The 14069-nt window shown below is 61.6% G+C and carries 10 protein-coding genes, 1 pseudogene and 1 riboswitch; of the genes and pseudogenes, 1 reads left to right on the forward strand and 10 read right to left on the reverse strand.

Annotated elements, in window-relative coordinates:
- Positions 1–43: 43 nt before the first annotated feature.
- The 3 genes from pip to BLQ92_RS30835 form a co-directional block, all read right to left on the reverse strand.
- A complete protein-coding gene (gene pip, locus BLQ92_RS30825; RefSeq protein ID WP_090691141.1) occupies positions 44–976 on the reverse strand; it encodes a prolyl aminopeptidase in 933 nt (310 codons plus the stop codon).
- A gap of 113 nt (positions 977–1089) precedes the next feature.
- Positions 1090–3696, reverse strand: a complete 2607-nt coding sequence (gene valS, locus BLQ92_RS30830) for a valine--tRNA ligase (protein WP_090691142.1) — start codon at positions 3694–3696, stop codon at positions 1090–1092.
- Between the two features lie 482 nt (positions 3697–4178).
- A complete protein-coding gene (locus BLQ92_RS30835; protein ID WP_090691145.1) occupies positions 4179–6047 on the reverse strand; it encodes a M3 family metallopeptidase in 1869 nt (622 codons plus the stop codon).
- A gap of 261 nt (positions 6048–6308) precedes the next feature.
- On the opposite strand from BLQ92_RS30835, the gene BLQ92_RS30840 reads away from it, so the two are divergent.
- A complete protein-coding gene (locus tag BLQ92_RS30840; RefSeq protein WP_090691149.1) occupies positions 6309–6947 on the forward strand; it encodes an HAD hydrolase-like protein in 639 nt (212 codons plus the stop codon).
- 62 nt (positions 6948–7009) lie between these two features.
- On the opposite strand, the pseudogene BLQ92_RS40235 reads toward BLQ92_RS30840, so the two are convergent.
- From BLQ92_RS40235 to BLQ92_RS30880, 7 genes and pseudogenes are all read right to left on the reverse strand, one after another.
- Positions 7010–7177: pseudogene (locus BLQ92_RS40235) on the reverse strand (DHCW motif cupin fold protein); the annotation flags it as partial.
- Positions 7178–7186: 9 nt separating this feature from the next.
- Positions 7187–8572: a cysteine--tRNA ligase gene (gene cysS / locus BLQ92_RS30850; RefSeq protein ID WP_090691151.1), complete on the reverse strand. Its 1386-nt coding sequence runs from the start codon at positions 8570–8572 to the stop codon at positions 7187–7189.
- A 234-nt stretch (positions 8573–8806) separates the two neighbouring features.
- On the reverse strand, positions 8807–9679 hold the full coding sequence (locus BLQ92_RS30855; RefSeq protein ID WP_244106118.1) for a tetrahydrofolate dehydrogenase/cyclohydrolase catalytic domain-containing protein: 873 nt from the start codon (positions 9677–9679) through the stop codon (positions 8807–8809).
- Positions 9680–9701: 22 nt separating this feature from the next.
- Positions 9702–9784: riboswitch (ZMP/ZTP riboswitch) on the reverse strand.
- 85 nt (positions 9785–9869) lie between these two features.
- Positions 9870–11132 carry an NAD(P)/FAD-dependent oxidoreductase gene (locus BLQ92_RS30860; protein ID WP_090691154.1) on the reverse strand — a complete coding sequence of 421 codons (1263 nt, stop codon included), beginning with the start codon at positions 11130–11132 and terminating at the stop codon, positions 9870–9872.
- A gap of 83 nt (positions 11133–11215) precedes the next feature.
- The gene (locus tag BLQ92_RS41275) at positions 11216–11374 is read right to left on the reverse strand and encodes a helix-turn-helix domain-containing protein (RefSeq protein ID WP_208449346.1); all 159 of its coding nucleotides are present in this window, start codon (positions 11372–11374) and stop codon (positions 11216–11218) included.
- 304 nt (positions 11375–11678) lie between these two features.
- A complete protein-coding gene (locus BLQ92_RS30875; protein WP_090691157.1) occupies positions 11679–12137 on the reverse strand; it encodes an ASCH domain-containing protein in 459 nt (152 codons plus the stop codon).
- A 94-nt stretch (positions 12138–12231) separates the two neighbouring features.
- Positions 12232–14069, reverse strand: a 1838-nt coding sequence (locus tag BLQ92_RS30880; RefSeq protein WP_244896688.1) for a hypothetical protein, incomplete at its 5' end; no start/stop codon positions are given.

Consider the following 14069-nt stretch of genomic DNA (forward strand, 5'->3'; position numbering starts at 1 on the left):
AGCGGACATCGTTCACTTGAAGCCGGTGCGGATACCGGCGCAACTAGCCCGCAAACCGATCCGTTGCCGCGATCAACGCCTGCAGGATGCCCGGTTCGTTGTAGGCATGCCCAGCATCAGGAATGATCTGGAAGCTCGCCTTCGGCCAGGCCTTGGAGAGATCCCACGCAGTGCGGGCAGGCGTCGCCACGTCATAGCGGCCTTGCACGATCACGCCGGGGATGTCGGCGAGGCGATGGGCGTCGCGAATCAGTTGCCCTTCCTCGACGAAGCCGTCATTGACGAAGTAGTGGTTCTCGATCCGCGCGAAAGCGAGCGCGTAGTCGTCGTCGCCGAAGTGCTGCTCGAGTTCCGGGCTGGGCAACAAGGTAATCGTACGCCCCTCCCACAAGCTCCACGCGCGCGCCGCTTGCCGTTTCGCGGCCTCATCGGTGCCGGTCAGGCGGCGTCGATAGGCGGCCATCAGATCGCCGCGCTCTTCGACGGGAATCGGCGCCAGGAAGGTTTCCCACAGGTCCGGGAACAGCCACGATGCGCCTTCCTGGTAGTACCAGAGCAGTTCGGCACGGCGCATCGTGAAGATGCCGCGCACAATCAGCTCGCTCACCCGTTGCGGATGCGTTTCCGCATAGGCGATGCCGAGTGCGCTGCCCCACGACCCGCCGAACACCAGCCATTGTTCGACGCCGATCATCTCGCGCAGCCGTTCGATATCCGCCACCAGGTCCCACGTCGTGTTGTTATCGAGGCTGGCATTCGGCGTCGAACGACCGCAGCCGCGCTGATCGAACAGCAGGACGTTGTAGCGCGCTGGGGCGAACAGGCGGCGGTGATCCGGGCTGCATCCGCCGCCGGGACCACCGTGCAGAAACACCGCCGGCTTGCCGTTGGGATTGCCGCACAGTTCCCAATACACCTGGTGTCCGTCGCCGGTGTCGAGAAATCCGTGCTTGTAAGGTTCGATTGATGGGTACATGAGTCGTTCCAAAGTGTGGATGCGGTATGGGGTGGAGCCGGCCGGCTAGTGAGCAGCATACGCGGACGGTACAGCATCATCCTGGGCTGCTGCACCGCCGCTCAGCCAGCATGTTAAGCCAGCTCGACCCACAGCCGGAAAACGTCCGCGGCACGCAGCTCGAACTGCCTGATCTGCCCGGCGTCGCAAAGGTCACCCTGTGCAAGCTTAAGGTGCTCAAGCTGCTCTCGCGGACCTTCGATCACAACCCGCTTCACCTCGGCCTTCATAGAGAGCCGCGCTTCCGATTTGGCTTTACGGATCTCGCCCAGCACTACGGAGGCCGCCACAGTCATCTCCGGTGAAGCATCGTCGTCCAGACGTCTGGGCGCATTGAATGCCTCTGTGGTTGGCCACGGCGCCGTATGCACCGAAGCCTCCATCCACCACGACCAGCATTCCTCCGCGACAAACGGCAAAAACGGCGCGAACAACCGCTGAAGCACTGAGAGCGAGGCCGCCAGCGCATTGCGGGCCGACTCTGCCCGCGAGCCGCTGCCGTACGCACGGCCCTTCACCAGTTCGACGTAGTCGTCGCAATACCACCAGAAGAAGCCTTCCGTGCATTCGATCGCGCGGTTGTACTCGAATGCCTCTAGCGCGGCCGTTGCTTCTACAACGACCGCGTTCAGCCGCCGCATCATGGCCCGATCGAGTGCTTCGCTAATGGGGTCATCCGGATTCCCTCCGAAGCCCAGCGCAAACTTCGACACGTTCAGCAGCTTGAGCGCCAGCCGACGGCCCACCTTCATCTGCTTCTCTTCGAAGACGGTGTCCGTTCCAGGGCCGCCGAGCGCAGCCCAATAGCGCACACCATCCGAGCCATAGGTATCCAGCAGCCCCACCGGTGTGATCACGTTGCCCTTTGACTTCGACATCTTCTTGCGATCCGGATCGAGAATCCATCCCGACAGCAGCGCGTGCTGCCACGGCACGCAGTTCGCTTCGAAACCGGCCCGCACCACCGTGTAGAAGAGCCAGGTCCGGATGATTTCATGTCCTTGAGGACGCAGGTCCATCGGAAAGACATTCGCAAAGCACCCGTCGGGTTCCTCCCAGCCGGCGGCGATCTGTGGCGTGAGCGAACTGGTCGCCCACGTGTCCATAATGTCCGCCTCGCCCACGAAGCCGCCGGCCTGGCCCCGTTGTGCTTCGGTGTAGCCATAGGGCACATGCGAACGCGGATCGATTGGCAATGACGATATGTCCGGCACGATCGGCATGCTGTAATCGGGCTCGCCCGCAGAATCGAGCGGGTACCACAGCGGAATCGGCACACCGAAAATCCGCTGACGGCTAATCAGCCAGTCGCTATTCAGGCCCGTGACCCAGTGCTCGTAACGCGCAGCCATATGGGCGGGATGCCAGCTCAACTGGGCGCCTCGATCGAGCAATTGTGTACGCATCGCGCTGTCGCGTCCGCCGCTGCGTAAATACCATTGCCGCGTCGCTATGATCTCGAGCGGCTGATCCCCCTTTTCGAAGTATTTGACGCTATGCATGAGCGGGCGAGGCGGAGCGCTCAGGTCGCCGCTTTCGCTCAACATATCCACGATCCGGCTGCGAGCCTGAGCAATCGTGGCGCCCGCAAGCCGCGTATACGCCTGCTGGGCGCGCGGCGAGTCGAGCCAGTCGGGCAGCATCTCATGCAGGCGGCCATCCTTGCCGATTACGCAGCGCATCGACAGGTTCAGCTCGCGCCACCAGATCACGTCGGTGACGTCGCCGAAGGTGCAAACCATCGCGAGCCCCGTGCCCTTCGCCAGTTCGGCCAGCGGATGCGCCAACACCGGCACGTCGACGTCAAAGAGCGGCGAACGCACCGTGGAGCCCACCAGGTGACGATAACGCTCGTCCTCGGGATGCGCGACCAAAGCGACGCACGCGGGCAGCAACTCTGGGCGCGTCGTCGAAATGACAACCGCGTTGCCGCCGCCATCGACGAAACGCAGGTCGTGGTAGGCGCCGGCGAGTTCGCGATCTTCGAGTTCCGCCTGCGCCACCGCCGTCTGGAACGTCACATCCCACAGGCAAGGCGCTTCCTGGCTGTACAATTCGCTACGCTGCAGGTTGCGCAGGAATGCCAATTGACTCACACGCTGCGAACGTTCGTCGATGGTCGCGTAGTTGAGGCTCCAGTCAACCGAGATGCCAAGACGCACGAACAGCTCGCGAAACGCGCGTTCATCGATGGCGGTCAACTCGTGGCACAGCTCGATGAAGTTGCGCCGGCTGATCCGCGCAAACTCAGAACGACGCGTAGCCGGTGTGGCAGGCGCGCGATAGTGCGGATCATAGGCAGCGTCCGGGTCGCAAGTCACGCCGTAGAAGTTCTCGACGCGCCGCTCCGTAGGCAAGCCGTTATCGTCCCACCCCATCGGATAGAACACGCTCTTGCCGGTCATACGCCGATAGCGGGCGATGATGTCCGCGTGCGTATAGCTGAACACGTGCCCGACATGCAGCGAACCCGAGACCGTGGGTGGCGGCGTATCGATCGAGAAAACCGCTTCGCGTGGCGCCGAGCGGTCGAAGGTGTAGGTGTGCTGCGCTTGCCAATGAGCGCTCCAACGTGCTTCGAGTGCATCGAGAGTGGGCCGCTCGGGCACGCTCGCGGCGGCCCGGCGCCGGGGGGAATGACCCTGCTGTGCAGCAAGTAACGTAGGTGGTTGTAATTTCATCTCTGCTTCGGCTTTCGAAGGATAGGCGGATTTCCGCACGATGCGCCGGTCGCAAGAATCCGCGCGACCCCGGCAAGGGTCACGAACGAATCCATCAGGCGTGCGCAATGCGCGGCATTAAGAGCGCTGTTTGATCAAGCGAAAACTTGCGAACGCAGCGCTACTCCGGCGGCGGAATACCCGACGAAGGTTTGCGAGTGCTCAATAGCGCGCGATGCGGCATTGGTCTGTGAAGGACCGAACGGTGCGTAGAAGCGAAGTAAAGCGAGAGATGAAAACGAGAGCGGCAACAGCGGGATGCGCAATACGGCCCGTACCGGCAGAGGGAAAGCAGCGCGTGCTGCGCAGGGGACCGGGCGATCAGTGCGGCATTACGTTTAACGGTGACATAGCATCCTCCGCGTGTGAACGGTAGATAAGAGATGTCTCGACTTGTGATCGAGACATCTTTTTATAATCGATCATCGGCATTCGCACAAGTCTTACGTGCGATTTTGCCAGGCATCCCCCTCGATCCACGCTTCAAACGCCGCGTACATCGCCGGTAGCGATTCCTCGTTGGTGGCAATGCACTGCGCGCCATCAACGATCGAAATCGACGCATCGAGGTCACCCTGAGCCTCGATGGGGGGCGCGGCGCTATCCGTCCGCTTGATGGCATCCTGCGCGCGTGCCCACGCTTCCTCTGGCGAACGATTGCATTCCGCCGCCAGATAAGATGAATTCAAATCCTCGCCCGTCAGGTTCCGCAACGTTCGATCGAGCGACAGACTGTTGCCGGACGCCCAACAACGCTGCGCAAGCAACGGACCCACCGCAGGGTTATCGACGATATAGCCGAGCGAGCGCATCAAATAAGCCCGCGTTTGCGACGCGGCCATCTTTGCCAACAGATAGCCTTGGTAGTAGACCGCCATGTCGTGATAGATAGGATGCGGCATGCTCAGTACATAACCGGTGTGATGAGGCACACCGAGGATACGTTGCGTCAGCGAGCGCGCCAGCTCCAGTACCGATTCGACGGTGCGTTCTCCATCCTCCATGCCATACAACGCCCGCTCGAAATACGTCGGCACCAGGTCGCGTCGTTCGTTATAAGCAAGGAAAATCTGGTTCGACTCGACCCGCGCGCGGATCATGTCATCCGGCATCGGCTCGCCAGCGGCGTTGCGTGCGTATCGTTTGATCCAGCAAGGATCGCCCGGCAGCGCGTCGAAGAACTTCGCCTGAGCTTCGAGGTAAGCGGGCGAGCTAGGCGCGAAGATGTGCGAAAAGCAGGGTGCATTGAGCGCCACGTTCGAAAAATGTGCGGCGTGCCCCGCTTCGTGGAACAGCACGTTAAGCCCCTGCAGCCCTGCACCGGCCTGTCGCGGGCGTGCGGTCGAGGTGAAGCGCACGTCAGCCGGCACCCAACCAGTGTTGTCGTCGTGATAGCTCGCCGTGGGCGACACGCAAAAGCCGGTCGGAAACTTGCCCGGCCGGTCCAGCAAATCGATCTGGATCCGCGCACCGCGATAAGACACGCCGAGACGCCGGAACGACTCGGCCCAACGCTGGAGCGCCTTGCCGAAGGGAAAGTAAGCGTCCGTCGTTTGCGCTGCATCACCACGCATTCTGTACGACAGATTCTGCGGCTGCAGGGACTCCTCGCCGTATTCCGTGGCGAGTCGATCCAACGAAGCGGAGTGCGCGTCGCGTGTATTCCGCTCGAACTCGTCGAAGACCTCGAAGAGCTGCTCCGGGCTCACGCCGCTGTAAGTGCGCAGCCGGTAGTCGAAAAAGTCGCGATAGCCGAGTTCACGCGCCAGGGCATTGCGCTTGGCCACGATATCGAGAAAGCCGTTTTCCAGTACCCAACGTTCAAGCCCATGCAACGCGTCATGCGAACTTCTGCGCGAAGCTTCGTCCGGGTTGCTTGCCAGGTTCTGGCGTAGCACCGCGGGCGAGGCTTCCTCGCTACGTCCCGACACGCCGATATGATGCATCTTGTAGGCCTGACGACGTGCGAACAGATCCGCGTCCATCGCGATCAGTTCGGCCAGCAACGCAGCGGCACGCTCGCTGCCTATCGCATTGCCTTCGAAAGCTGCGACCCAACCGCGCAAGCCGGTCATAAGCGCATCGCGTTCGGCAAACGGCTCTGCGGCCTCAACCGTCGCCAGATGCTCGCGACTTTGCCCAAGACGTTGCGCGTCGGCAAGGAAGGTCCTGCGTGCAAGGCCAGCGGCACCCTGCGCTTCGTGGTCGTCGCTCTGGCCGGTGTGAGTCAGCCAGAACAGATCCCATTCCTTTCTATGAATCTGCAGATAGTCTTGATTGAGCTGATCGAAGAAGAAGCGAGCGTTTTTCATGTGCCGGGCATAGTTGGAGACGCTACTTTACTGCACGGAGAGAGCGCAACGACGAGCGCAACGATAGACTCCGATGCTAGCGCAATCGGCATGCAGTTGACTTGCCAGGCCGCGGCGAGGAGCATGATGCCACCGTGTCATCCGCACGATGCAAGCAGCATGAATTCGTGTGCGGGCCCTACCGAACGCCTGCTGGCGCCCCTAAGACAGACGGTCGAATCAACACACTCCAATCACGCTTTATTCAACGACGCCACAAGTATGAAAACTCTGCTCTTCGATCTGGACGGCACCTTAAGCGATCCGCTGGTCGGCATTAGCCGGTCGGTCAACTACGCGCTCACCTCGCTGGGCTATGCCGCGCTTCCGGAAACGGAGTTTGCACAATATATCGGGCCGCCGCTCGATGACACGTTCAAGCTGGTCACCGGCGCCCCCGACGCGGAGATTCGCCAGTTGATCGCACTCTATCGCGAGCGGTATGCGGAAACCGGTTTTGCGGAAAACACGCTCTACCCTGGCGTCGAAGCCGCACTGAACGCGCTGGCGCAAAAGGGAAGCCCGATGGGCATCTGCACTTCGAAGCTGGCCCAATTCGCCGACAAGATCCTGCGCAGGTTTGGGATACGAGACCATTTCGGCTTCATCAGCGGCGGCGATGTTGGCGTGACCAAGCAACAGCAGATAGCGCGCCTGTTAAGCGACGGCACCGTCGATACGCAAGCCTGGATGATCGGCGACCGCTCGGTGGACCTCATGGCAGCGCATGCCAACGGTATCGAGTCGGTCGGTGTGCTCTGGGGCTACGGTTCGCGTGAGGAGCTCTCGAATCAATTGCCGCGGCGTCTGCTCGAGCGCGTCGATGAATTGCCGACTCTCGCGGATCTCCAGTCAAGCTAGCGGCGACTGCCCGCGCGGCCGCGCTCGACAAATGGCAAGCGTCATGGCTGACGCCTGCCCGCTCAATCAACGATGAATAGTCGGGCGCCCGTTCTTGTGTAGGACTGGTGCGCCTCTGCGTTGTCGCCAACCTGATAGCTCATTCCGGCAGTGAGAGCGAACTTGCGCCCGTCTTCAAGCGTCGTTTCCAGCTCACCTTCCAGGCACAAAAGGACATGTCCTTTTTTACATCGCACCCATCAAGTCACTTGATCGATCGGGCTTAGCCGCTGCCCATCCGTTCTGTCCTCCACCTGCCAGCCCGCCGCCTTCAATCTCTCGCGTAACAGATCGGCTTGCGACCAGTCCTTAACGGCACGCGCCTGCTCGCGCCGCTCTGCTAGCGCTGCGACATCTGCCGGGATCTCAAATGCATCGGCCTGCCAGTCGGCGAGCCGCAATCCGAGTACCGCGTCGAATGCATCGACCGTTGCTCGACGCGCCGCAGCAGGCAGATCGCTTCTGACCAGTTCCCATAGCACGGCCAGTGCGCGCGGCAAATTCAGATCCTGATTCACCTCCGCGTTAAAGCGCGCCAAGAAGCCAGTGTCCGTTTCGCCGCCCGCAGGCCAGCTCGCGTATGTTTTGCGCAACCGGTCCAACGCTGCCTGCGCGGCTTCGAGCGCCTCGTTGTTGAAACGCAACTTGCTGCGGTAATGAGCGCTCAGGCAAAGGTAGCGGTAAGCCAGCGGGTCGATGCCCCGGTCGATCAAGCTCTGCAGACGCAGGAAGTCGCCGCTCGATTTCGACATCTTCGCGGCATCCAGCGTCAGAAAGTGGCCATGCATCCAGAAGTTGGCAAGCCGTGTGCCGTAGCACGCCTGGGTCTGCGCAATCTCGTTGCTATGATGCACCGCGATATGGTCTTCGCCACCGCAGTGAATGTCGAACCATGGGCTCAGGTATTTCGCCGACATCGCCGAGCACTCGATATGCCAACCTGGAAAGCCGCGTCCCCACGGGCTGTCCCATTCCATCTGCCGGGTCGAGTCCACCGGACTGAATTTCCACAGCGCGAAGTCGGTAGCGCGGCGCTTCTCGCCCAACGCGACTCGCTTGCCGGCCTGTAAGCCTGCGTGATCGAGACGCGCCAGATAGCCGTAGTCGTCCTGCTTGCCGGTGTCGAAGTACACGCCGTCTGCGGTCTGGTATGTGTAGCCGTTGCGTTCCAGCTCGGCGATGAAAGCAATCTGCTCCGCGATATGGTCTGTCGCACGGCACCACAGCGTGGGCTCAAGCAGATTGAGCGCCTGCCAGTCGGCCATGAAGGCACGCGTATAGCGTTCCGCGATCTCCCACGCCGAAGCACCTGTCCGCCGGCTGCCCTTTTCCATCTTGTCTTCGCCCTCGTCGGCATCGGAGACCAGATGCCCGACGTCGGTGATATTCACGACGTGCCGCACGTGGTAGCCGTTCAGCGCGAGCACGCGCCGTAGCAAATCCTCGAACACGTACGTGCGCAGATTGCCGATGTGCGCATGGTCGTACACCGTCGGTCCGCAGCAGTACAGGCCCACGTGCCCAGGCTGCAGCGGAGTGAACGGACGCACGGTGCGCGACCAGGTGTCGTACAAGGCGAGAGACATCAGCGGTTCCGGTGGTTGGGTGAGCGGAAAAACAAAAAGGCCACCGGTTTTTCAACGGGTGGCCATCAGGGACTTGCTCGGACGTGACGCAGATCGACGCGCTAGACGCAAGCTCCCTCTGGCAGGCTTTGACAGCATGCGGGCATCAAGCGGACGAGAGAGAGGGAGGCGGCGATCATGAAGACGATGCTAACGCGTGGATATTTTTTGGTCAAATGGTTATCACGACCAGTGCTAAGCGCGGCCTTGTATCGCGCGTTCGGCAGCGTCGACCGTCTGGGCGATTAGGGTGGCAATCGTCATCGGGCCGACGCCACCCGGTACAGGCGTAACCGCAGTGCAACGGCCCGTCAGTCCATCAAGGTCGATATCGCCAACGCCGCCCGGATGGTAACCGGCATCGATCACCACCGCGCCATCGCTGATCCACTGGTTGGGAATGAACCTGGGTTTGCCCACCGCGCCCACCACGATTTCGGCACGCCGCACCTCGGCCTCGAGATTGGCGGTCTTCGAGTGACACAAGGTAACCGTCGCGTTCGCATTCGAGAGCATCAGCGCCATCGGCTTACCCAGAATCGCGCTACGTCCGATGACGACCGCTCGCTTGCCCGCGAGCGCGATCTGATAGTGCGCCAGCAGCCGCATGATGCCTGTCGGCGTTGCTGGACCGAAAGCCGGTTCGCCGAGCGCCATCCGTCCAAAGCCGTGACTCGTTACGCCGTCCACATCCTTGAGCATCGAGATGCGGTCGAAGCACTGACGCTCGTCGACCTGAGCAGGCACCGGATGCTGCAGCAAGATACCTTGAACGTCGGGATCGGCGTTGAGGCGGTCGATCTCGGAAAGCACATCTTGTGTGCTGCTGCTGGCGGGTAACTTGACGAGGCGCGAGTCCATGCCGACGCGACGGCAAGCGTTGCCTTTCATTTGCACATAGGTAGCCGATGCGGGATCGTCACCCACCAGAATCGTGGCAAGGATCGGCGTGCGGGTGCCGTTGCTGGTTTTGAGCGCGGCGACGCGTGCAGACAAGGCTTGCTCGCCTTGCGCTGCGACGGTCTTGCCATCCAGCACTACGCATTGAAGATGCATAAGGGCAGTCATCGGAAGTCTCCAAAGAGAACGATCAAGATGCCCAGGCGAACGGCGATCCAGCCTCTACGCTTCCCGATGGTGATCCATCTTCTCTCGCCAGTCACGTAGGCCGCCATAATAACTCAGGACCACGCTTGCACGACCACGAGGGTCTCGCAGACGAGCGGCATGGTCCCGTCAATCAGCCAGAGTACAGGTCTCACCGCTCCTTCGACTGGACGAGCCACTCGCGGCCCTTCAGCAGGCCATTCCAGTACAGCCACGGAAAGACGGTCGCTTTCAGACGCCAGGCCAGCGCTCGCGGCACGGTGGGATCTAGCGGGAACGTTGGCAACAGTTTGCCGCCGTAGCCGAATTCCGCCAGCACGACCTTGCCCTTCTCGACCGTCAGCGGACACGCACCATAGCCGTCGTAACGTGCCGGCAAGGGTTTACCGTTACGCGCGGCCAGCAGATTTTCGGCCACGATAGCCACCTGCTTTCGAACCGCTGCAGCCGTTTTGGCATTGGGCGCAGAACACACATCGCCAAGCGAGAAAACGTTCGCAAAACGCGGATGCCGCAACGTCGCATGATCCACCTCGCACCAGCCGTTCGCGTCTGCCAACGCGCTGTCTTTGACCACATCCGGCGAAACTTGCGGCGGCACGACGTGCAGCATGTCGTAGGACTTATCGACTCGGGTGACTTGACCCGCCGCATCTTTCACATCGAACGAGGCGATCCGCCGAGCCCCGTCGACGCTCACCAGGTTCGAACGGAATGCCAGCGACGCATCGTAACGCTCGACATACTTCATCAACGCCGGCACGAAGGCCGCCACGCCGAACAGCGCTTCGCCGGCGAGGTGGAATTCAACGTCGATCTTGTCGAGCACGCGCTGCGTGCGCCAGTGATCGCACGACAGATACAGCGCCTTCTGCGGCGCACCGGCGCACTTGATCGGCATGGCCGGTTGTGTGAAGAGCGCCTTGCCGCCCTTCAGCTCGCGGACCAGTTGCCATGTGTACGGCGCAAGATCGAACCGGTAGTTCGACGTCACGCCGTTCTTGCCAAGCGTGTCCTCGAGGCCGGCGATCTTTTCCCACGCCAGCCGCAAACCAGGACAGACGATCAGATGGCGATAACCGACGCGCTGACCGTCGCCCAGCAGAACACGATTCTGCTCGGGCTCGAAGCGCGTCGCGGTAGTGCGCAACCAGCGCACCTCTTTCGGCATCACGGAGGACATCGGGCGCACGGTATCGTCGACATCGAATGTGCCTGCGCCGACCAGCGTCCATGCCGGTTGATAGAAATGCCGCTCGCCTGGTTCGACAATCGCGATGCGCAGATCGCGCCGGCGGCGCAACAAGCTGGCGGCCGCTCCGATGCCGGCAGCGCCGCCGCCTATGATGACGACGTCGAACGTCTCCACGTTGTCTGCTTCAAGCGTGTTGCGCACGGCGGCGTTTTCGGTCATCGGGGTACTCCTTTTTCTGGGGTTACGGGTTTCATATGCCACCGCGCATGCAACGGAAGTTTCAGCGAGTACACCTCGCCTCGCTATCTTGCGAAGCGTTGCCTGTACTCCAGGGGCGTCAGCGAGGTCAGCTCCTTGAACATGCGGCGTAGATTGGAATCGCTACTGAAACCCAGTTCGGTGCTGATTGTACTGACTGGTGACGAGGTGCGAATCAGACTTGAAGTGCCGGGTGAGCCCAGTCTCTACCTGAGCGGTGACACCGTGCTCACGTCCACCGTGAGCGAGTTCGTTGCGCGCCATCGTCCGCAAATCTGCGTCGTACCCGCCGGGGGTGCGCGATTCGATATGGGAAGCGACATCATCATGGGCATCGATGAAGTCATCGAACTCACGCGACTGTCAATTGGAACGGTGGTGGCCAATCATCTGGAAACGCTCAGCCACTGCCCGGTGACACGCGCGGCACTCGCGCTCGCCGCAAGGAATGCGGGTGTCGAATCCCGCTTGCATATTCCATTGGATGGCGAGGTGTTGCATCTACCACTAACACGTCTCCACGACCTCGAAGGTCTCGCAGACAAGCGGCATGGTCTCGTCGATCGTGCAGCCTATCCGCTCACATTCGCGCAGGAAGAATTCCCAATGAGCCTTGCGCCACCAGGCAAGCGATAGATCGCCCTCGCCTTCGCTGGCGGCGAACTCCGCTGTCACTTCGTTGAAGGGAACAATCTCGACGTGCGTGGTCCGGTGAATCATCACCGGACGATTGAAGTAGTCGACCACGATGCCGATGTCCCCGACCGCCGGAATCGCCTCGCCTTCGAATTCCCACGACCACAGCATGCTGCAGGTGCCGCGCTTCGTGCCCTGCAGCATCAGCGCGATGAGTTCGGCCGAGAGCGCTTCGGAATCGCCGAAGCCCACGATTCTGCGATTGCCCTCGGGCACCTTGATACCGCGCTGCGACAGTGTCTCGACCAGGCTCTCGATAGTTGGATTCATAAGGGGCTGCATTGACATACAGGATGGCGAAGGTTCGCAGCTTAACTCAAGCGCTGCGAACCCTGGGGCGAGACACGCCGCGTCCCTTCGTCTGCTATTGCCCGGTATAGCCGACCGGTGCCGTCACGTTGCTCTGCATCACGCTTGCATTGGACGACACGACGTAGATCGGCGACTCCGTCAGTGTCAGGTTCACGACGCCGTTGCTATACGCCACCGAGGAAGGATTGCCCATCATGTCGATCACCGTCACATGGCCGCTCGTCCCCGCCGCATCCACGGTCAGCGCGTAGGAGGTGCTATAGGTCGGGCTATAAGTGCCACCTGAGGTGGGCCAGTCGGCATTGTTGTGCGTCCACAGCGCCGTGATCACGGCCCCGCCGCCCAGTTGCTGGAAGGCATAGCCATAAACCATCGACGGCAAGCCGTTGAGATGCCCAAGGGTCTGCGTGCCGTCGATGATGCGGGTCAGCGCCGCCATGGCCATCGCCTCCGGCTTCGGACTCACATTGGAGGCGCCGTATTGCCCCTGCGGGTCGACGATATCGAAGAAGGTGCCCTCTCCCACATCGGCTGGATAGTCCGCACCGTAGAAGAAGTACGTGACCTGTGCGCCCTCGCCGAGAATGATCAGATGCGCGCGCACGGCGACGGCGGCCTGCCCGTACAACTCGTTCGCGCTCGGATAGTTCGCGCCGTACACCGCGCCCGAATCGTAGCTGATGCCCAGTTCGGTAGACCACAGCCGCATGTTCTGTTTGAACGACTGCATCTCCGAACGAAGCTCACGCATCTGCTGGTCGAGGGCGTTGGCAACGTTGGCCGGATTCGGGTCGGTGTCGTACAGTTCCGGTGGATGTGCCGGGTAGGTGCCGGCGTTGTAGTAGCCATGCGTGGTCACGCCGTCTATATAGCTGCCGAGTCCCAGCGGCACATAGGTTTGCAGATAGCCTTGCGTGCACTCGGTCGTGCAGTTGGCAGGGAACACGTTAGTGGTGCCCATCACCACCGCGTTCGGATCGGTGGAGTGCAGGCCGTTGTATACCGCCGCATACATAGCGACAAAGTTAGCCGTGGAGTCGGCCCATTGCGGCTCCCACGTCACCTGGTAGTAGTCGTTTTGCTGGTTCGGGAAATACGCCTTGCGAATCGCCACCGAGTCGGTGCCGACGCGCGCCATGTAACCCTGGTAATAGGTCTCGCTGGTCGGTGCGTTGGTATCGTCCTGGAAAGCGCCAGTCGGGCTGGCCCATGCCGGGATCCCGTCCAGGCGGATCAGGCGCATGATCTTGCCGCTCGTATAGAACGGGTCGAGATCCGAGAGCGACGGTGTCCACGTATTCGCCGCGTTCGGCTCCATCGCGGAGAGCTGACGGTTATCGATCGTCTGCGAAACCCCGAGGTCGGTCAGCATCGGACCGTTGTCATTGAAGCCTTGCATGCCGAAGCGGTGCTGCTCCTGATGCGCGTAGGTCACAGCCGGAATCGACGCGGACAGATTGGGCAGGATGCCGAAGGTCGCAATCCCGGTCGGCCGGGTGCCGGCCTCTGGCAAGGTGCCGCCAGCACTCGAGAGGGTCGCCGTGATGGCGAAGTAGCCGGAGACGGCGGCAGTGCACGATAGCTTGCTGGTCTGCGCACCGCTCGGGACCGCGAACGAGCCGCTGCCTTTGATGTTGCCGAGTTGATCCTGCATGGACCAGACAACCTTGTCTGCCGAAGGCGCCGACGTGATGAACGATACCTGGAACGCGCTGCCTTCGGCAAACATGCGTGTGCCGTCGGAGGTCGGTGTGTCTGCGGTGATCAGGCCGTTGGTCGTGCCGCCCGCAGCCACGGTGGGCGTCGCGCAGGCGATTGCGCCGGTTGTTGGTGTCGGCGTTGGCGTCGGCGTCGGCGTCGGCGTCGGCGTCGGCGTCGGCGTCGGCGTCG

This window comes from Paraburkholderia phenazinium, from assembly GCF_900100735.1.
Lineage (GTDB): Bacteria > Pseudomonadota > Gammaproteobacteria > Burkholderiales > Burkholderiaceae > Paraburkholderia > Paraburkholderia phenazinia.